Below are 19,299 nucleotides of genomic sequence, written 5' to 3'. Positions count from 1 at the left end.
ATAATCAGCAATCTCATGCCTGGCGCGTTCGACCTTTTCTACAAGTCGCATAACGAGTTGTTCATGAAGATCCGGGTCTGTCGTTGCAGGATATCCCAACTCATTATGGGTGAGACCGGTTACATGAACACGATGACCATGGCCAAACGGCGTAAAACCCGGGACCAGATCATCTTCAGGTTCAAACGGGAGCATCCCCTCACGATGTGGACGAGGCGGTGTACACTCCACAGTATCAGGAAACTCCACTCGTTCCCGGAGATGACCGATGATCTCATCTGCCATGAGAAATGCAGGAACCCTGAACCGGTCAGCGAGATTGAAAGCCTTTACAGTCAGATCAAACATCTCCTGCACAGTTGAGGGGGCAAGTGCCACCACACTGTAATCCCCATGGGATCCAAACCTCGCCTGAAGCATGTCCCCCTGTGCTGCCATCGTCGGCTGTCCGGTCGACGGACCTCCCCGCTGGATATTGATGACAACGCATGGTGTCTCAGTAAACGCAGCATACCCGATATTCTCCATCATCAGGGAGAAGCCGGGGCCACTTGTTGCCGTCATTGACCGAACACCAGTCCATGCACCCCCGATGATCGCGGCCATGCTCGCGATCTCATCCTCCATCTGAATAAAGGTCCCCCCAACTTTTGGGAGGCGGCGCGCCATATGTTCGGCAACCTCGGATGAGGGGGTGATAGGATACCCTGCAAAGAACCTGCACCCGGCTGCGATTGCTCCCTCTGCGCAGACGTCATTCCCCTGCATAAAGTCAATACGTGTCAATATTCAATCACCACCTTATGAGGTTCAAACGGAGCCTCAGGAACCCATGTGATCGCCTGATCCGGACAGATGAGCTGACATACCCCACAGAGGCGACGACCATAGAGTTGCGAGAGACGGCAATTTGTACACCGCTCCGGGCGATCAAGTTCAGGTACAATGATTCCTCTCTGGTTCGGCCGCCGACCTTCCTGAAAGATATGATACGGGCAGACCATCACGCAGAGGTTGCACCCTTTGCACCGTGTATCATCGATGACCAGTTTCATGCGACAGAAACCCTCTGGTATATAGTTTTGACGTTATTCAATAAGCACTTGCTCATAGACTCACTCATGACCATGGCTGCGTGCCCTCCACGCCTCAAACCTGATACGGGCTCGTCGATCAACATCTGAGAAGAGATCCCCCCCATCTGCATCTATACCAACGACAAGCGGGAGATCGATCACCTCAATCACCCATACCGCCTCTGCCATGCCGAGATCGGGATAGAAGACACCGGAGAGCTTCATATGGGATGCGGCAAGTGCGGCACACCCACCAGTAAATGCGAGGTAAACTGCCCTGCCTCTGAGGGATGCAGATACTTCCTTACTCATCCCGCCTTTTCCAATCAGGCATCTGACACCCCGATCAAGGAGAAAACCAGAAAGAGGATTCATCCTCGCGGATGTGGTGGGCCCTGCGGCGATGACCCGGTTATCCTGTATCACCGGTCCGCAATGATATATCGCTGCACCTTTTGGGTCAAACGGGATGCCTTCTTCCATCATTCTGAGATGGGCCTCATCCCGTGCGGTATAGAGTGTGCCTGAAAGAAAGACGGAATCACCAGCGTGGAGTGAGAGGATCTCATCTCCGAGCGGAGTATGGAGTTTCATACAACCACCGTACGGGTGGCACGTCTGCATGCCCAGCACTGGATATTCACCGCAACCGGCAGGGATGCAGTATGACAGTGGGCCTTCTTCACCTTCACCGCAAGTGCGGTGGTCTTTCCACCAAGCCCCATCGGACCGATCCCAAGTTCATTAATCGCATCACAGATCCCAGCCTCAAACGGATCCATAGAATCGATCGGGAGGAGAAGCGCCTCTTTTGCAAGAGCAGCAGCGAGATCGAAGGTGCCGCCGATCCCAACCCCGACGACGATCGGAGGACAGGGGCGCCCGCCAGCCAGAAGCACCGTCTCAGCGATGAAGGAGGGAATCTCTTCGGGCTGTGATGGGAGGAGCATCCCGATTCGTGAGACGTTCTCTGAGCCCGCCCCCTTCGGAAGGACAGTGATGGTAAGCTCCGGACCCTCTCTCATATGTATTGGAGGGATTGCCTCACCTGTATTATCCCCACTATTCTTCCGGGTGATCGGATCGACCGCATTTGGTCTGAGGGGAACGGAGTTGGTGGCTCGTCTCAGACCATCATAGACAGCATCTTTTAGTTCAGATTCGGTGATGGAAAGATTATGCGGAACAGTCAGATAGATGACAATAATACCGGTGTCCTGACAGAGGGGGATATCCAGCCTCTCTGCCTCGCGGATGTTGGCACGGATATTGTCAAGTTCCCCACGTGCTACGGAATCGGTCTCGGCTTCGTATGCAGCTTCAATAGCCGCTTTAACATCCGATGGGAGAAAGACCTCGGCTTCGTGGATACATGCCAGAGTAGCATCCGATACGGCCTTTTTGAGCGTCTGCTCTTCAGAGGCGTGCATACCGCTATATCAACGGCAAAGATGATAAAAGTCGTGAAATATGCTTTTAAAAAAAAAGAATGTATCTGAAGAACTCAGGATTCGTTTTCAATAACAACCCTGATGGGTGTCGGGAGTTTGTGGCCGCCGTGAAGAAGGGCATACTTGGCTTTATCAACATACTGGGGCGATGTCCAGATGGTAAAGACGCGCTGTTTCTCCTGCACACGAGCCGCAGTTCCGACTGGTTTTCCAAAGGATAGACGCATCCCTTCAGAGACACGGTCTGCACCTGCACCGGTCGCCTGTTTATTCTCTCTGATGACGTGGTGAGGGAAGACACGGAGCTTCATATGGAAGTTACTTCGTCCAACATCTTTCATCAGACGACGGTTCATGTTGACACGGGCCGCCTCAAGTGCGGTGTGGCGGATCTGGCACGCTTCTTCCACTATGAGATGGAGAGCGACCGGAAACTCCTCTGTAAGGTTTCCCATATCAAACTGGACAACCTTGCTTCCTGGAACACCACCCATATATTTCCTGCGTGTATATGCCTTCTTTGAGATGGCCCTGTACATCTTTGCTGGTTTTCGTACCATGTAAAAAACTCCTCGCTATCAGAACGTGCTTAATAAAATGGAGGGTATAAGGTATAAAACTTATTGGCGTTCCTCGAGTCGATCTATCAGCTCAAGGACATCACGACGGAGTTTTGCAAATTCCACACTCGTCCGATCACGTGGGCGGAGAATATTCACATCATAGATGACATCCACCCTGCCTGGACGGGGGGAGAGTACAACAATCCGATCGGCAAGAAAAACCGCTTCATCAACACTGTGGGTGATAAAGATGATAGTCTTCTTCGTCTTCTCCCAGATCCGGAGGAGTTCCTTCTGCATCCGGTTTCTCGTCTGAGCGTCGAGTGCACCAAACGGCTCATCCATCAGGAGAACTGCCGGATCGGTTGCGAGTGCCCGTGCAACAGCAACACGCTGGCGCATCCCTCCGGAGAGCTCATACGGATAGCTCATAGCAAAATCTTCCAGCCCGACAAGCCGGATATTCCGGTCAACAATCTCTCTCCGCTCTTCAGGAGGTATCCCACGCATCTGAAGGCCGAACTCCACATTTGCCCTGACAGTTCGCCAGGGATACAGAGAATATTCCTGAAAGATCATGGCAATCCTTGGGTCAGGGCCAGTTACAGCCACTCCATCGACATCAATCACACCCGAGGTCGTATGATCAAGACCTGCGATCATCCGGAGCAGTGTCGTCTTTCCACAACCAGAGGGGCCAAGAATACAGACAAGCTCACTCTTTTCAATCGTTAAAGAGAGATCATCAAGAACGATGAGCGGCTCTCCCTGACGTGATGCGAATACTTTTCCGACACGACTGATGGTAACGGTCATCGGTTCATCTCCTGCCACTGGAACTTTCGCTTTTCAACCGCACGGAAGACCACATCAACGCCGATTCCAATGACACCAATAACGATCATGCCGGCGACGATCACCTGCACCTGACCCCAGTTGTATGAGTACATGATCAGATATCCGATACCGGATGTCGTCCCGGGGAGCATCTCTGCTGCAACGACACACATCCATGCAACACCAAACCCAACCCGAAGACCGGTCCAGATGATTGGAGCGGATGCGGGGAGGATGACATAGGCAAGAAGCTTCCACCCTTTCGCCCCATAGATTGCTGCAGTCTCGATCCAGGTCCGGTTTACACGCCGCACTCCATCGATAGTGTTGATTAAAACCGGGAAAAACGACCCAATAAAAATAATAAAGACGATCGAAGCAAGTCCTATCTTAAACCATGCAAGTGCAAGGGGGACCCAGGCTAGCGGGGGTATCGGACGGAATAGTTGAATAACCGGATTTACCAGCTCTTCTATCAGACGATAGCGGCCTATGATGATTCCAAACGGTACCGCGCAGAGAACTGCCAGCCCAAATCCCAGGATAACCCGCCAGATCGAGAGGATAGCATTGTCAAATATACTCCCGCTGCCGAGGATATCGGCTGTTGGATTACTCAGTACTGCGGCAACTGAGAGGGGTTGTGGGAGAATGAACGCATTATTGATCAGAACCGATGCGATCTGCCAGATAAGCAGAATAAAAAGAATGGGTAATAATTTCAGATACCATCTCATCAGACTTCTTTCACCACCACACCGCTGTCCTGGAGTGCGTATTTTATCTGCACATCCTGGATCGAGCCCCGTATTGGTGCGGCAATCTTCAGTGGTGTACCTTCGGCAGACCGTGCATCAATCCATGCGATGAACGAATCCCAGTCGGTGACCGGAGCGGATGCCGCAACGACAAGTCCTGATCCTTCATTCTGTGTTGGGAAGAGGATCTTAATAGCGGTTCCCTTGTCAATAGCCGAGATGGTCGGAGGAGTGCCTGCATATGCCATCTGTAGTGCATCTGTTGCCATAAGAGTCATCAGCTGAGCCCCGCCTTCACCCTGAACGAGCTTCACTTCTGCAACCGTCACACCGTTGACGATCAGGTCAGCAACATCAACCTTGCCGGGTACGTTCACTCGTGGTTTGAGTGCGATCCCGAACTTCTCATTGAAATACTCCCAGTCTTTGATAGCGACAAAGAGCGGTGCATCATGATCAGATGGCAGATATCCCAGGGAAAGTGGTTTTGTAAGCTTTTGCGGGGTCTTAATCTCACCGGCATCAACCATTGCCCTCGCTGCTTCATAGTTGCTGAAGTCGTAGAGCATCTCACGGACATCCTCAGAGGGGGCATCCTTTAAACTGCCTGTCAGATAGCCGATATCACGGAGTGCCTCAATGAACCGATCATTGCTCTGCAGCCATTCTGTTGAAGGTACAGATGAGAACCGGATGGTCGGGATCGAGCCCTTCAGTACATCATTGGAACTGATCGTCACATCCCCAAAGGTCATATCTCCACCACCAAAGAGCCAGTTCGCTGATATCTCAGCTGTCCGATCGGGGTTCTCCTGAATATAATCCCCGGAGAGGATGAGAAGAGCAGCAATTGCATTGACGACATCCGAGTTTGCTTTAATATAGTCCTCTCTTCCGGAGAGTGCGCAACAGGTGTGATCGGTCCACGTCCCTGCAGGAGGAAGGTCCTGAGAGAACGAAACGACCTTTCCGATACCGGATGCCGTGGCGACCGATACAAACGGCTGCCAGACCATATATCCATCAATCTGGCCAGTTGAGAGAAGAACCGGCATCTGCCCGGCTGCCGTATACATTATACCAACTTCACCATGTGACTCTTCAGGAGGGATTACCGGCGTTTCTGAGACACAACCTGCACCAAGAAGGGCAAGGATCAGAAGCGCAGCCATACATGCCAGCACCTTATGCTTCATATATAGGAGTGGTTAAGTCAACTATATAACCTATTGGATATCGGAAATAAATGATATCATTAGGTGATTTATTGGACTAAAAATTCTACAATAAGACATTAAAATTCTTATTTTCGTCCATTGACGGATCAGTTCATTGAGAAGAGGATGTACGAAGAGATAATCAGTTTCAAAGACACAACATTTATCAGAGGAATTGGATGAGACACGACCAGATACGGGAGGGGAGACTCTCCGGCAACCGGAGCACTCAGATAGCCCATTATCTCTCATCAATGGAGGCTGACCACAAGATCGCCTCGGCAGATCTCTTCGTTGACATGGCCCATCTCGCCATGCTGAGCCGGCAGGAGTTAATTGGAGATGATCATGCAAAGCTCCTCGCTGCCGCCCTCCTTCGGATGTACACTGATGGCATCCCAAAAGAGGCCTTCGATGAGCGGTTTGAGGATATCCATGCAGGGATTGAGGGGGAGCTGATCGCTGAAGTGGGCAAAGAGGCAGGAGGACGCCTCCACCTTGCACGATCACGAAACGATGAAGTGGCAACCTGCCTTCGAATCAGGGTCCGTGAAGATATCCTACGGATTCTGACGTCACTATCATCTCTCAGAGGGGTGCTGATTCACCTTGCAGAAGAGCATAGTGGTACTGTGATGCCGGGGTTTACCCATCTCCAGCATGCCCAGCCAACAACTCTTGCACATCACCTCCTCGCCTATGAGGAGGCTTTTTCACGAGATGCAGAACGGCTCTCTGACGCATACAGAAGGGTGAACCGATCCCCGCTCGGCGCTGCTGCATTTGCATCAACCGGATTTCCTATCGACCGTGACCTGACAAAGAAACTACTTGGCTTTGACGAACTTTCAGGCAACTCAATGGACGCAGTATCCGGCCGTGACTTCGCCCTTGAGACTCTGTCTGCACTCACCATAATGATGACGGCAGTGAGCAGGTTCTGCGAGGAGCTGATCCTCTGGAGCAGTGTGTTTGTCAGATTTGTCGATCTGGATGACATGTACTGTTCGACAAGCTCCATTATGCCGCAGAAGAAAAATCCTGACTGTGCCGAGATCATGAGGGGTCATGCGGGAACAGTTGCGGGCGCATTTCAGGCAGCGGTCATCTGCGTGAAGGGACTCCCGATGAGTTACAACCGGGATCTCCAGACCCTCACCCCCCATCTGTGGAACGGAATTTCCCATGCTTCCGCAAGCATTGAGATCCTTTCAGGAATGATACAGACAGCAGTATTCAACCGCGAAAGGATGCTTGAAGAGAGTGATAAAGGTTTTTCAACGGCAACAGAGCTTGCGGATACACTCGTCCGCGAATACGGGCTCCCATTTCGGACAGCCCATAACATCGTCGGCCGGGCAGTCAGATCAGGGGAGATCACCCTTGCAACGGTGGAGGAGGCGGGGCATGAGATGGCAGGCATCTCCCTTCTGGAAAAGGGGCTTACAGAAGAACGGATACGAAGAGCACTCGATCCCTCTGAAGTGGTTGCAGCCAAAAATGTACCGGGCGGTCCGGCAGAAGGGGTGATCCGTGATGCGATCAGGTTGCGATCAAGAGTACTTGCTGATGATAATGAGATGATAATCATGCGAGAGAGAACGATAAAAATGGCAGAAGAAGAGCTGGTATCGATGATGCGGAGGATGGCTGGCGAATGATCACAGGAGATCTGGTAAAATGCTCCCTGAAGGGAGAGATTATTGAGGGGGTCTATATTACCGAGCGTGACGGTATGGCGGTCATAAAGCTCGGATCAGGGTACAATATCGGCATTCCGCCTTCACAGGTAGAGTATATAGAAAAAAGTGAACAGATCCCGATAGCAGAGACCACAGTGATTCAGAACCAGGCACTCCCGGAGCTTGCGATCATATCTACCGGCGGCACTATCGCATCAAGTGTCGATTATCGGACAGGTGCGGTGACGAGCAGGTCAAATGCAGATGAGATCATCCGTGCGATCCCACGTCTCGCCACCATCGGGAGGTTCAGGACACGCCAGCCATTTACTATCCTCTCTGAGAATATGAAACCCTCAATGTGGGTGGATTTAGCTCGCACCATTCATGATGAGATAGAAGAAGGAGCAGCAGGTGTCATCGTCACTCATGGGACCGACACAATGGCATATTCTGCATCTGCTGTTAGTTTTATGCTGGATACACCTGTTCCGGTTATTTTTGTCGGATCACAACGGTCAGCTGACCGGCCAAGCAGTGACAATGCAATGAACGCACTCTGCAGTGCAGCTGTTGCATCCGCTGATCTCGGGGAGGTCGGAGTCTGTATGCACGGCACCGTAAACGATGATTATTGTGCTGTTCACCGTGCGACACGGGTGAGGAAGATGCACACTTCACGACGTGATGCCTTCCAGAGCATCGGGGCATCCCCGATTGCAACGATCTCATACCCGGAACTGGAGATCTCTACCGGGGCTGATGCAATCCGGCGATCTTCACGGGAACTCGCACTCTTTGATCGGATGGAGGAGCGTTGTGGTCTCCTCTCCTTCTATCCGGGAATGGACCCTGCAATTCTTGAATTCTATTCATCATATCGCGGACTCGTCATCGCCGGAACAGGGCTTGGTCATATCAGTACTATGCTGATGGATGGGATACGAGAGTGCATCTCAAACGGAACAACCATCATAATGACATCACAATGCCTCCATGGAAGGGTCTGCGACCGGGTCTATGATACCGGGCGCGACCTTCTTGCAGCGGGTGTCATCGAGGGTGAAGATATGCTCCCGGAGACTGCCCTTGTGAAGCTGATGTGGGTGCTTGGTCAGACAGATGACCAGGAGGAGATCTCCAGGATGATGAAGGAGAATCTGAAGGGTGAGATCCAACGGAGGTCTGCCTATGGACTTTAAGTTACTCGGGCTGAAAGCGGGGATCGAGATCCACCAGCAGCTTGACACGAAAGAGAAGCTCTTCTGCCGTTGTCCGACGCAGTTGAGAAATGTTGACGAGAGATCCAAAGAGATACAGCGGTACCTGAGAGCAACGGTCTCTGAGATGGGGACGATCGACCGTGCGGCAGAAGAGGAGATGAAGCAGATGCGACTCTTCCGGTATTATGCATATGATACCACCTGCCTTGTCGAAAACGATGATGAGCCCCCCACACCGATGAACGAGGAGGCGCTTGAAATTGCGCTCACCATCGCAAAACTCCTCTCGATGTCCCCGATCAATCAGGTGCATATAATGCGCAAGATGGTCATTGACGGTTCAAACACGAGCGGGTTCCAGCGAACAGCACTCATCGCGATGAATGGAATCATCGGTGATACCTGCCGGATCGAATCACTCTGCCTTGAGGAGGAGGCGGCTCAGCGGGTGACCGATGAGACCTTCTCCCTCGACCGGCTCGGGATACCTCTCGTTGAGATCACGACCGCCCCCTGTATGCACACCCCTGAAGAAGTGAAAGAGGTTGCCGGGTACATCGGAATGATCCTCCGTTCAACCGGACGGGTGAAACGTGGCCTTGGAACGATCAGGCAGGATGTCAACATCTCAATCAGGGAAGGTGCAAGGATCGAGATCAAAGGGGTGCAGGAGCTTGACCTGATCCCTGAAGTGGTCTCCCGCGAAGTTCAGCGGCAGGTGAACCTCCTTGCGATCAGGGATGAGCTGATCAGCCGTGGAGCAAAAGTGCCGGATGAAGGTCTGGATGTTACGGATCTCTTCAGAGAGACGAAGTCAAAAGTTCTCAGAAAGTCACCCTGCATCATCGCTGCCACTCTGAAAGGGTTTGGCGGAATTATCGGGAGAGAAATTCAGCCGGGACGGCGTCTTGGGAGCGAGATGTCAGATTATGCCAAGAAGTGCGGAGTCGGGGGGATCTTCCATACTGATGAACTGCCTGCATATGGCGTCACCGAAGAGGAAGTTCATGCTCTGAGAGAGAGGTCTGCTGCCGGAGATGGCGATTGTGTTGTCATCGTCTCAGGGACACGCGAACAGGCCATCTGTGCCATCCGGCAGGTCTTCAAACGTGCAACTATGGCCTTTGAAGGTGTGCCGGAAGAGACGCGGAAGATGCTCCCTGAAGGGAGTTCTGCGTACATGCGTCCGCTCCCGGGCGCTGCGCGGATGTACCCTGAGACCGATGTCCTCCCGATCGGGATTACAACCGAAATGATGGAGGAGATCACACTTCCGGAGCTTCTGACAGAACGTGCGGCACGGTTTACTGAGGAACTTGGTATCGACGAGGCACTCGCACGCCAGATCGCCTACTCAGACCGCCTCCCCCTCTTTGAACGGGCTGTTGAGGCAGGGATCAAGCCCTCACTTGCGGCACGGACACTCCTCTCGACGATGCGTGAGCTCTCAAGAGACGGCGTTGATTGTTCAGGAATACCAGATGATACAATCCTCGATCTCCTCTCCCGCGTTGCAGAAGGGACGGTTGTAAAAGAGGGGCTGCCGGATATCCTCCGTACCCTCGCAGGAGGTGCTGCACTTGACGCGGCGGTCACATCAGTCGGTCCGACCTTCTCTGTCACTGATCTTGAAGAGATTGTTGAGCGGGTTGTACAGGAGCGTGGAGATTTCATCCGCGAGCGTGGCAAGGCTGCTCTTGGTCCGGTGATGGGAGTTGTGATGAAGGAAGTACGTGGAAGAATTGACGGGCAGATCGTTGCAGATGTCCTGAAGCGATCGATCGAGAAGGTGCTCTGAAGAGCAATCTTTATCAAAAAGCCAACCATTAGTTATAAGGAGTTTCACATGGGAAAGACAGGCAGTGTAAACTGGCATCAGGTAAAAGGGAATCAAGGACAGATTCGACTTGTACCTCAGAAGAGTGGTGAAGCTAAGAAACCAGGGCCGAACCAGCGATTTAAGAGACATACCATCGTCAAGAAACTTGAGCAGAAGATGGCAAATACCCAGCAGCAGGGACGTGGACGGAGAGGCGCGAAGGTCGCTGACCCACGTGTCCGTCGCCACATGAGACGCTCAAAGAAGACGATGATGGGCGCAAAACAGAAATCAAAGCGCTAATAGAAGACCACCTATCTTTTTATATTCTTTTGGAGCCTGTATATCCACATGGATGTCAGGACAGCAATTCTCTCCTGGCAGTATGCTGAGCGTCTTAAGACGAGTATCATCTCTGTCTCAAAGATGCTCATGAGCCTGCCGGACTATCCAAAGGAAGAGCGAACAGGTGGACGCAGAATGCTTATCGCCATCATAGAAGAGGTGCGTGCAGATGCGCAGGTTGCAGCTGCGGCGACAGGGAATACTGAGTTTACCAAGGTTGCTCACTCCCTCTCCGAGATGATAAGCCTGACCTACAGCAGCCAGTTCGGCCTTGCAACCGAGCGTGCCGGTGAAGGGGTCTCCGCTGCAACAACAGCAGCGCAGGCTGCATGGGACGTACTCAACACTCATGGAATCCTCTGAGTTTCTGGGATTTCTTAAATCCCGCAGTTCGGTCCGGAGCTACACCGGGGAGCAGATATCACAGGATGATATCAGGTTTCTCCTCGAAGCAGCCGCCACCTGCCCAACAGCAGGGAACCGGGAGGCATGGGATGTTGTCGTCTGCAGGCAGGAGGACCTCCTGGAGTCGCTGGCAGATGCAGCATTTAACCAGCAGTTCATCAGAGAGGCGGGGACAGTCTTTGTCATCTGTGCAAACTATGTCAGGTCGATGTCCAGGTATGGTGAGCGGGGAATCCTCTATGCAGTGCAGGATGCAACGATTGCAGGGACATATATGATGCTCGCCGCCCATGCATGCAGGTATGCTACCTGCTGGGTAGGTTCATTTGATGAGGAAGAGGTGCGCGGGATTCTCGGAATCCCACCCCATTCCCGCCCGGTTGCACTTCTTGTGATCGGTGAGGGAAAAGAACAGGTGGGTTCCCCGGAGAGGATGGCCTCTCACGAGCACCTGCATGAAGACTATTGGTAATGTGGAGATTGAAATTATGGCAGATTATCATGTAACACTTGAATCGGCATGGATCGTTAAGGATGTCAGGACGATCGATGACGCAATCGGAATTGCGATCAGTGAAGCGGGAAAGCGGCTTAATCCAACGGCAAAGTTCGTTGAGGTTGAGATTGGGGCGACATCGTGCCCTGGTTGTGAAGAGGAGCTCAATAACGCCCTGATGGTTGCAAATACCGCACTTGTCGGATTGACACTTGATATGAAGGTCTTCAAGGCAGAATCCCGCGAACATGCGGAGCGGATTGCAAAAGCAACCATCGGAAAGGCACTCAGAGAGATCCCACTCCAGGTACTGGACGTGATCGAGGTATGATCCACGTCGTCGGACATACGGCGACCGATCATATCTTCAAAGTTCCACATCTCCCAGGGAAGAATACGTCAACACAGATCCTTGATCATCAGATCTTCTTCGGAGGCGGGGCAGCGAATATTGCGGTAGGGATCGCCACGCTCGGTGGAGAAACAACACTCGTATCTGCTGTTGGCGGTGATTTTGCCGGTTCCGAATATGATACATGGCTCGATAAGCACCGGGTTGGCCGGTACTTCTATATCGAAGAGGATGCTCATACCGCATTGGCGTGCATGTTCACGGATGAGAACGAAGATCAGATCACCTTCTTCGAATGGGGTGCTTCAGAGGCGTTCACGAAGGCCGATCCACCCGCCTTTGACTTTGTTCATATGGCAACAGCCGATCCGTCATATAATGTGAAGGTTGCTGAGCGTGCAAGGTTCTCTTCCTTTGATCCCGGACAGGATATCCACAAATACACTGCTGAACAGTTCGAGCAGCTCCTCGATACGATTGATCTCCTCTTTGCAAACAGGTTTGAGGCAGAGATCATGGGAGATGTCCTTAACCTTACCGAGGAGGAGCTTGCTGCACGTGTACCGGTTGCGATCTTTACAAGAGGTGGAGAGGGGAGCAGGCTCTATGAAGATATGAGTCTCACAGAGATTCCCGCAGTTCCAGTAACACTCGTTGATCCGACCGGGGCAGGAGACGCATACCGGGCAGGATTTCTGACTGCATACCAGAAAGAGATGTCTCTTGCTGATTGTTGCCGGATCGGGACAGTCTGTTCCTCCTTCGTCATCGAGAAGGTCGGATGCCAGACGAATCTGCCCGATTGGGAGCAGGTGCAGGAGCGGTATCAGAGATACTTTGGGTGATTGCTTGTATGCTGCGCTGACCTCCGGAGGTAAAGATTCGGTCCTCTCAATACAGCTGGCACTGGATGCAGGACTGGATGTCGGATATATGGTAACGGTCAGACCGGATAACCCGGATTCTTACATGTTCCATTCTTCAAATCTTGATGCAGTATCATTGATTGCAGAGCGCGGAGGGATGGAATATGTCGAGATCAGCACCCATGGCCGCAAAGAAGAGGAGCTGGCTGATCTGAAGAGCGGACTTGCCCAGCTCCCAATAAAAGGAATTATCGCCGGAGCGATTCAGTCACAGTACCAGTATGAACGGGTTGGCGAGATCGCGTCTGCACTCGGTCTTGAGATCTTCTGCCCACTCTGGCAGAAAGATCCCTCATGGATCATGGATGAGGTGGTACATCGGCTTGATGCGATCATCGTCGTCTGTGCCGCAGACGGGCTCACAGAAGAGATGCTTGGCACCCATATTGACTCAGACCTTGTTGAAAAGCTGAAACTGATCTCAAGGAGAAACCGAATCCATATCGCTGGCGAAGGTGGAGAGTATGAGACACTCACCCTCGATGCCCCCTTCTACAGTTCACCAATCCGGTGGACCGGGGAGAGGCAGATTATTTCATCCGGCAGAAGCGAACTTATCCTGAACGGGTTGTGGTAGGAATGACAAGCGGCGGAGATGTCAGGATAGAACGATTATCGCGGTACATCTTCACCGCACCGTCATGGCCCCGCTCTCTCCTGATTATTGTTATTCTTGGCCTTATCATCGATCTAACCCTTCTCCGGGCAAAGGAGCCGATCTGGTTCTTCGGAACCATCGGATTTTCCCTGCCTGCCATTTTTGCGTTCCTTCTGACACGACCATCTGTCAGTCTCCTTGGGAAACGACTCAGCTGGAACCGATCAGGCCTCCTTGCACTCGCATCGGTCGTTGTCGGAGTGATTGCAACTGCTCTTGCTGCAATCGGTGCCGATTCTGGATTTTACCTCCCGATCACCTATGCAGCAGGGCTTGGCATCGTACTTTCACTCCGAATGCTGGTGCTTGTCGCGGTCGCAGACTACCGGCTCCACCGTATGGTGATTCCTGCAGCATTGCAGAGTGCAGCAGGCCTTGCTGCAGGGTACTTCTACTTTGGTCTGGAGTTCCTCTGCCTGGCAACCGGGCTGCTTGTAATGTTTGGGATAGGGAGCACTATCTTCATCTGGCTCATTGATCGCCCTCTGAAACGGTCTTTTGGAGTCTCCGGCCTGAGTTTTGTCAATGCCTTCATCGCCCATATGACCGATGGCTCAAAGACGATGGAGGACTTCTTCCGCGAGATCGGTGAGGAGGTGACAGTCCCGGAGGCAAGTCTCATCTTCTCACGGGATAATCGGGAGCATGCCGTCCTCACCGCCCCTAATGTCCATCCAGGACCGATGGGTGAGATCGGAAGTGCAAACCTTCCAAAGATCATCCACGACAGTTTCGATCAGGAGGTGTTGGTCGCCCATGGATGTGCAACACATGACTTCAATCTCGTTGCAGAATCCGAAGCTGAGAAGATCATCGACGCACTTTCGATATCGTTCCAAGACCTGAATTTTTCAGATGGGGCAAGTCGCCCGATCCGAACGACCCATGGAAGTATTGAGATTCTGACCCAGCGATTCTCAGATTCAATCCTGATGGTATCGACCCGCTCCCCAGAGAAGACTGAAGATATCGACTATACTATCGGTGCAGTGATTATGGCAGAGGGGCACAAATGGTTTCGTGACGTCATCTTTATAGATGCTCACAACTGTATGACAACCGTCTCCTCTCCGGTGCTGCCTGCAACACCGCTTGGGACGGAGTACCATCGGGCTGCCCTCTCTGCGTTGGAGAGAGCGGCGGCGGCCCCCCTTCTGCCGCTTTCTCTTGGGGTATGTCATCGTCTTCTGCCTTTTACACGGGAAGAAGGCTTTGGCGATCTCGGTATCCAGGTCCTGATTACAGCTGTCGACGGCATAAAGTCGGCATACGTCCTCTTTGATGGCAATAATATCCAGGAAGGGGTGAGGGAAGAGATACGCGGTTCAATCGCCGATCTGGTAGATGAATCTGAGATCATGACAACCGACTCTCATGTGGTAAACACAGTGAGCGGGAAAAATCCAATCGGCCTCAGGATCCCCGCACATGAGATCATTCCTCATGTCAGATCTGCAGTTGAGGAGGCAATCGCTGATATTTCCCCAGCAAAAGTCGCTTCTGCCACGACCTGGTGCGAGGGTGTGATCATCTTCGGATCACAGCGGATTGCCCAGTTCGCAAGCACAGTGAATGCAATGCTGATCTTCATCCCGCCTCTGAGCCTTGGGATGCTCATCCTCGCGTTCATCCTCTCGATCCTGACCTTCTCGGTGATCGTATAGGGGATCGTTCCGAAGCCCTTTTTAATAAGACAAGCGTATAGTTATAGGCATTCTGCATACGTAGATTGTGTGCCTCAGTGGCTTAGTTGGCAGAGCGGCTGATTTGTAATCAGCAGGTCCCGTGTTCAAATCACGGCTGAGGCTTTCGATGATCTTCTTTTATTCTTCTGGTTAGTTCTTTTAACGCATTCACCCACGCTGTCTTATGACAGCTTGTACCCCACGTGCTATTTCTAAAACGGGCAACGAACCGGGTCAGGAGATCGTCTTTTGGTGTCGGTTCTTCCCAAACGCCCCGTCCAATTATCGTGGCGGGATACGTAACGGAAGTTCCACGACTGATAAAAATATGTGAACATGAGCCGTTCCCAATACCGATTCCCCGGATTTTTTTCAGATAGTATCTACTCAACGTTCACCGATATAATGAAGCATATTGTGTATTTCATGGAAAAGTATTTATAAATAACATAATGATTGTTGATCGTCTGAATATGCATACCCCCGATGAATGAAGGGATGGTCATCATCCACCCATACAATCCCGTGTAATTGTGTAAGCTGTGTGTAAAGAGAATCATCGGAATTTAAGGGAGAGTAAACAACCATGACAAAGCAAAAAAGCAGATTGATTGAGATCTTCGAAAAGTATGAACAGGAGATCCTTGAGGACTGGATGCGGGAACAGATCGCTTCGATCACGTACCGGAAAGACCTTCTCACCGAGGCCGGACTCCGTAAGCAGTCCGCAGAACTGATGGGGCTGATAATCACCGCAAGCCGCAGCGGGAATGTCACCGACATCTCTGCCCCGGAATGGAAACCGGTGCTGGATTTCCTTGCAGCCACCTCAAAAACCCGTGCAGCGCAGGGTTTCACCACACAGGAGACGGCAACGTTTATCTTCTCGTTAAAGCAGCCGGTCTTTGCACGCATGAAGTTAGAACTGGGAACCAATGCAGTGGCGCTGGCAGAAGAGATCTGGATTGCAACCGTCCTTCTGGACAAACTGGGGCTCTTTACTGCAGAAACCTACCAGAAGAGCAGGGAGGATATCATCCGTCGTCAGCAGATGGAACTCCTTGAACTCTCAACACCGGTCATCAAGATCTGGGAGGGCATCCTCGTCCTCCCGCTCATCGGAACTCTGGATGACGCCCGGACACAGGTCGTCATGGAGAACCTGCTCCAGAACGTCGTAGATACGAACAGCTCGATTGCCATCATCGACATCACCGGAGTCCCGGCTGTCGACACGCTCGTTGCTCAGAACCTGATAAAGACGGTCTCTGCGGCCCGGCTCATGGGAGCGCACTGCATCATCTCCGGCATCCGCCCGCAGATCGCCCAGACCATGGTACATCTGGGGGTTGAATTTGGCGACGTGGTCACGAAAGCGTCCCTTGCTGATGCCCTGAAGTATGCATTCCAGCAGGCTGGGATCACCGTAACCTGACCGGTGCGAAAAAAGCGGGAGACAGCATGGACAAAATACCCATTCTAAAACTGGGCAATATCCTGTTGGTAACGATTCAGATCGACATGCATGACCAGCTCGCCATCGCTCTCCAGGACGACCTCACAGCCCGGATTGTCAGTGCCCATGCCAAGGGTGTACTCATCGACATCTCCTCGCTCGAGATGGTCGATTCGTTCATCGGGAGGATGCTGGGGAACATTGCTGCCATGAGCCAGGCTTTGGGCGCCCAGACCGTTGTTGTCGGCATGCGTCCGGCAGTTGCGATCACGATCGTGGAGCTCGGGCTCCCCATGGAAAATATCCAGACGGCCCTGAATGTCGAGCGGGGTGTTGAGAAGCTCCAGCGTGCTATGGAAAAATACGAGAAAGGGACCCCGCGATGAGCCAGAAGGAACCTGAAACCATTGAGATCAAAATCAGTGAGGACATCCTCAGGGCCCGGCAGAGTGTCCGCACCTGCATGGTTGATCTGGGGTTTTCCCTCATCGACCAGACCAAGATGGTGACTGCCGCAAGCGAACTGGCCCGCAATACCATTGACTATGGCAAAGGGGGCACGATGCGCATCGAATACCCTGCTGAAGAGGGACGGACCGGCATCCGGCTGATCTTTCTCGATCACGGCCCGGGTATTGCGGATATCCAGCAGGCGTTAAAAGACGGGTTCACCACGGGAAGCGGTCTTGGTCTCGGGCTGGGCGGTTCAAAGCGGCTGGTAAATGATTTTGAGATCAGGTCTGAACCGGACAAAGGTACACAGGTGACTGTGACGCGATGGCGATGAACGGAATGGTCTGCATCAATATCAGGGAGATGAGCGGCGTGGTGGAAGCCCGGCAGAGAGTGGCGACTGTCTGCGAGGCGCAGGGATTTGGCGCTGCCCTGTCCGATAAGGTTGCCATCATCGTGACAGAACTCGTAACAAACATCGTGAAGCATGCGGGAGGGGGAGAACTTCTCATCCGCCCCTTTAATGAAGCCGGGGTTTCCGCAATCGAGTTCCTCGCACTTGACCGTGGTCCGGGGATTATGGATATCGGTATTATCCTGCAGGACGTGAATTTTCCTGACGGCAGCCCGGGAAAAGGCCTTACGGCGGTTCGCAGTCTCTCTTCTTTTTTCGATATCTATTCTCTGCCGGGGAAGGGGACTGCCATCCTCGCCCGGATCGATAAAGAATCTCCCGTACCGGGACCTGGTTCACCGGCTCCTCAAGAGTCCTCCCGCATGAAGATCGGGGTGGTCTGCCTCCCCCTCGTGCCGGATGAACCCTGCGGTGACGGGTGGGACGTTGCCCGGTTGCGGGACAGGACGGTCATTCTTGTTGTCGACGGGCTGGGCCACGGGCCTGAAGCCGCAAAAGTCCCGCGTGAAGCGATCCGGATTTTCCGGAAGGACCCAAACGGTGAACCGGCAGAAATTCTCAGGACCCTGCACGCTGCACTCAGGAGCACCCGCGGGGGAGTGGCAGCGGTTGCCGTGATAGATGAAGACCGGGGCAGGGTCACGTACGCAGGTGCCGGCAATATTTCAGGACGCATCATAACCGGTTCAGTTACGCAGAAAATGGTGTCGCTGAACGGGACGTTGGGCGACCAGATAAGGAAGTTCCAGGAGTTCTCGTATCCCTGGGATGCGGAAGCGCTTCTGATCATGCACTCCGACGGGCTCACCGGGCACTGGGATCTGGAGGACTACCCGGGACTTGCACGAAAGCCTCCGGCACTCATTGCCGGTGTCCTGTACCGGGATCAAACGCGCGGCAGGGATGATGTGACCGTTCTTGCCCTAAAACCGGCGGGGGTGAAGACATGAGTACCGTGATCTCCTGGGTGGAGCTGCGGTATGAACAGGACGTGGTCTATGCCCGGTACCGGGCTCGCATCATCGCAGAACTGCTCGGGTTTGAAAAGAGCGGCCAGACCCGTATCAGCACGGCCGTCTCCGAGATTGCACGGAACGTCTTCCAGTACGCCGGCGCGGGCGAAATCGAGTTCCTCATTGACACCGGCAAGGAGCCCAATATCTTTGCCATCACCGTCCGGGATCACGGGAAGGGTATAGCCCGGCTTGACGAAATCCTTGAGGGTTCTTTTGCCTCAGAAACGGGGCTGGGGCAGGGCATCATCGTCTCCAAACGCTTAATGGACCATTTCGAGATCGATACCCGAGAGGGCGGTACCACGATCTTAATGGGTAAGAATCTTCCGCTCACTGCCCCGCAGGTGACTCCGGAACTCCTCACCCGGATCGCGGATGTGCTGGTAAAGACCGCCTCCCAAAACCCGTTCGATGAGATCCGGTTCCAGAACCAGGACCTCATCCATATGCTGGAGGAGCTGCTCCC

23 protein-coding genes and 1 tRNA gene are annotated in these 19,299 nt (G+C 52.8%); 16 read left to right on the top strand and 8 right to left on the bottom strand.

Annotated elements, in window-relative coordinates:
* The 8 genes from Q7V06_RS08050 to Q7V06_RS08015 form a co-directional block, all read right to left on the bottom strand.
* A partial coding sequence (locus tag Q7V06_RS08050; RefSeq protein ID WP_304840379.1) for a 2-oxoacid:acceptor oxidoreductase subunit alpha occupies window positions 1-786 on the bottom strand: 786 nt, incomplete at its 3' end.
* The gene (locus tag Q7V06_RS08045; RefSeq protein ID WP_304840377.1) at window positions 783-1,055 is read right to left on the bottom strand and encodes a ferredoxin family protein; all 273 of its coding nucleotides are present in this window, start codon (window positions 1,053-1,055) and stop codon (window positions 783-785) included. The genes Q7V06_RS08050 and Q7V06_RS08045, both read right to left, overlap by 4 nt.
* Window positions 1,056-1,115: 60 nt before the next feature.
* Window positions 1,116-1,670, bottom strand: coding sequence for a FumA C-terminus/TtdB family hydratase beta subunit (locus Q7V06_RS08040; RefSeq protein WP_304840375.1), 555 nt, complete (start codon window positions 1,668-1,670; stop codon window positions 1,116-1,118).
* A complete protein-coding gene (locus tag Q7V06_RS08035; protein WP_304840373.1) occupies window positions 1,667-2,506 on the bottom strand; it encodes a fumarate hydratase in 840 nt (279 codons plus the stop codon). Before Q7V06_RS08035 ends, Q7V06_RS08040 begins: the two co-directional genes overlap by 4 nt.
* Before the next feature lie 74 nt (window positions 2,507-2,580).
* Window positions 2,581-3,087: a 50S ribosomal protein L16 gene (locus Q7V06_RS08030; RefSeq protein ID WP_304840371.1), complete on the bottom strand. Its 507-nt coding sequence runs from the start codon at window positions 3,085-3,087 to the stop codon at window positions 2,581-2,583.
* 60 nt (window positions 3,088-3,147) lie between these two features.
* On the bottom strand, window positions 3,148-3,906 hold the full coding sequence (locus Q7V06_RS08025; RefSeq protein WP_304840369.1) for an ABC transporter ATP-binding protein: 759 nt from the start codon (window positions 3,904-3,906) through the stop codon (window positions 3,148-3,150).
* Window positions 3,903-4,664, bottom strand: coding sequence for an ABC transporter permease (locus Q7V06_RS08020; RefSeq protein ID WP_304840367.1), 762 nt, complete (start codon window positions 4,662-4,664; stop codon window positions 3,903-3,905). Before Q7V06_RS08020 ends, Q7V06_RS08025 begins: the two co-directional genes overlap by 4 nt.
* Entirely contained in the window at window positions 4,664-5,857 is a 1,194-nt protein-coding gene (locus tag Q7V06_RS08015) for an ABC transporter substrate-binding protein (protein ID WP_304840365.1), read from the bottom strand. Before Q7V06_RS08015 ends, Q7V06_RS08020 begins: the two co-directional genes overlap by 1 nt.
* A gap of 224 nt (window positions 5,858-6,081) precedes the next feature.
* On the opposite strand from Q7V06_RS08015, the gene argH reads away from it, so the two are divergent.
* The 16 genes from argH to Q7V06_RS07935 all read left to right on the top strand — a co-directional run.
* Window positions 6,082-7,563 carry an argininosuccinate lyase gene (gene argH, locus Q7V06_RS08010; protein ID WP_304840363.1) on the top strand — a complete coding sequence of 494 codons (1,482 nt, stop codon included), beginning with the start codon at window positions 6,082-6,084 and terminating at the stop codon, window positions 7,561-7,563.
* Window positions 7,560-8,786 carry a Glu-tRNA(Gln) amidotransferase subunit GatD gene (gene gatD / locus Q7V06_RS08005; RefSeq protein ID WP_304840361.1) on the top strand — a complete coding sequence of 409 codons (1,227 nt, stop codon included), beginning with the start codon at window positions 7,560-7,562 and terminating at the stop codon, window positions 8,784-8,786. Before argH ends, gatD begins: the two co-directional genes overlap by 4 nt.
* A complete protein-coding gene (gene gatE, locus Q7V06_RS08000) occupies window positions 8,776-10,605 on the top strand; it encodes a Glu-tRNA(Gln) amidotransferase subunit GatE (protein WP_304840359.1) in 1,830 nt (609 codons plus the stop codon). The genes gatD and gatE overlap by 11 nt, the downstream gene beginning before the upstream one ends.
* A 48-nt stretch (window positions 10,606-10,653) precedes the next feature.
* Window positions 10,654-10,929 carry a DUF5350 domain-containing protein gene (locus Q7V06_RS07995; RefSeq protein ID WP_304840357.1) on the top strand — a complete coding sequence of 92 codons (276 nt, stop codon included), beginning with the start codon at window positions 10,654-10,656 and terminating at the stop codon, window positions 10,927-10,929.
* Window positions 10,930-10,977: 48 nt separating this feature from the next.
* Window positions 10,978-11,334: a hypothetical protein gene (locus Q7V06_RS07990; protein ID WP_304840355.1), complete on the top strand. Its 357-nt coding sequence runs from the start codon at window positions 10,978-10,980 to the stop codon at window positions 11,332-11,334.
* Window positions 11,321-11,848: a nitroreductase family protein gene (locus Q7V06_RS07985; protein WP_304840353.1), complete on the top strand. Its 528-nt coding sequence runs from the start codon at window positions 11,321-11,323 to the stop codon at window positions 11,846-11,848. Before Q7V06_RS07990 ends, Q7V06_RS07985 begins: the two co-directional genes overlap by 14 nt.
* Window positions 11,849-11,864: 16 nt before the next feature.
* Window positions 11,865-12,203 (top strand): DUF555 domain-containing protein, encoded by a 339-nt coding sequence (locus Q7V06_RS07980; protein WP_304840351.1) that lies wholly within the window; start codon window positions 11,865-11,867, stop codon window positions 12,201-12,203.
* Entirely contained in the window at window positions 12,200-13,069 is an 870-nt protein-coding gene (locus Q7V06_RS07975; RefSeq protein ID WP_304840349.1) for a carbohydrate kinase family protein, read from the top strand. Before Q7V06_RS07980 ends, Q7V06_RS07975 begins: the two co-directional genes overlap by 4 nt.
* A gap of 4 nt (window positions 13,070-13,073) precedes the next feature.
* Window positions 13,074-13,727 (top strand): diphthine--ammonia ligase, encoded by a 654-nt coding sequence (locus tag Q7V06_RS07970; protein WP_304840347.1) that lies wholly within the window; start codon window positions 13,074-13,076, stop codon window positions 13,725-13,727.
* Complete coding sequence (locus tag Q7V06_RS07965; protein WP_370650832.1) at window positions 13,661-15,472, top strand: DUF2070 family protein; 1,812 nt, start codon at window positions 13,661-13,663, stop codon at window positions 15,470-15,472. Before Q7V06_RS07970 ends, Q7V06_RS07965 begins: the two co-directional genes overlap by 67 nt.
* Window positions 15,473-15,543: 71 nt before the next feature.
* Window positions 15,544-15,616: transfer RNA gene (locus Q7V06_RS07960), tRNA-Thr, on the top strand.
* Between the two features lie 463 nt (window positions 15,617-16,079).
* Window positions 16,080-16,928, top strand: a complete 849-nt coding sequence (locus Q7V06_RS07955; protein ID WP_304840345.1) for an STAS domain-containing protein — start codon at window positions 16,080-16,082, stop codon at window positions 16,926-16,928.
* A gap of 26 nt (window positions 16,929-16,954) precedes the next feature.
* Window positions 16,955-17,335, top strand: coding sequence for an STAS domain-containing protein (locus Q7V06_RS07950; protein ID WP_304840343.1), 381 nt, complete (start codon window positions 16,955-16,957; stop codon window positions 17,333-17,335).
* Entirely contained in the window at window positions 17,332-17,736 is a 405-nt protein-coding gene (locus Q7V06_RS07945; RefSeq protein ID WP_304840341.1) for an anti-sigma regulatory factor, read from the top strand. Before Q7V06_RS07950 ends, Q7V06_RS07945 begins: the two co-directional genes overlap by 4 nt.
* Window positions 17,727-18,767, top strand: a complete 1,041-nt coding sequence (locus Q7V06_RS07940; protein ID WP_304840339.1) for an ATP-binding SpoIIE family protein phosphatase — start codon at window positions 17,727-17,729, stop codon at window positions 18,765-18,767. Before Q7V06_RS07945 ends, Q7V06_RS07940 begins: the two co-directional genes overlap by 10 nt.
* Window positions 18,764-19,299 (top strand): ATP-binding protein (locus Q7V06_RS07935; RefSeq protein WP_304840337.1); only part of this gene is annotated, 536 nt, incomplete at its 3' end. The genes Q7V06_RS07940 and Q7V06_RS07935, both read left to right, overlap by 4 nt.

Source organism: Methanocalculus sp., assembly GCF_030651615.1.
Taxonomy (GTDB): domain Archaea; phylum Halobacteriota; class Methanomicrobia; order Methanomicrobiales; family Methanocorpusculaceae; genus Methanocalculus.
The sequence above is the reverse complement of the archived record's forward strand: the minus strand, read 5'-3'. Positions and strand labels throughout refer to the sequence as shown.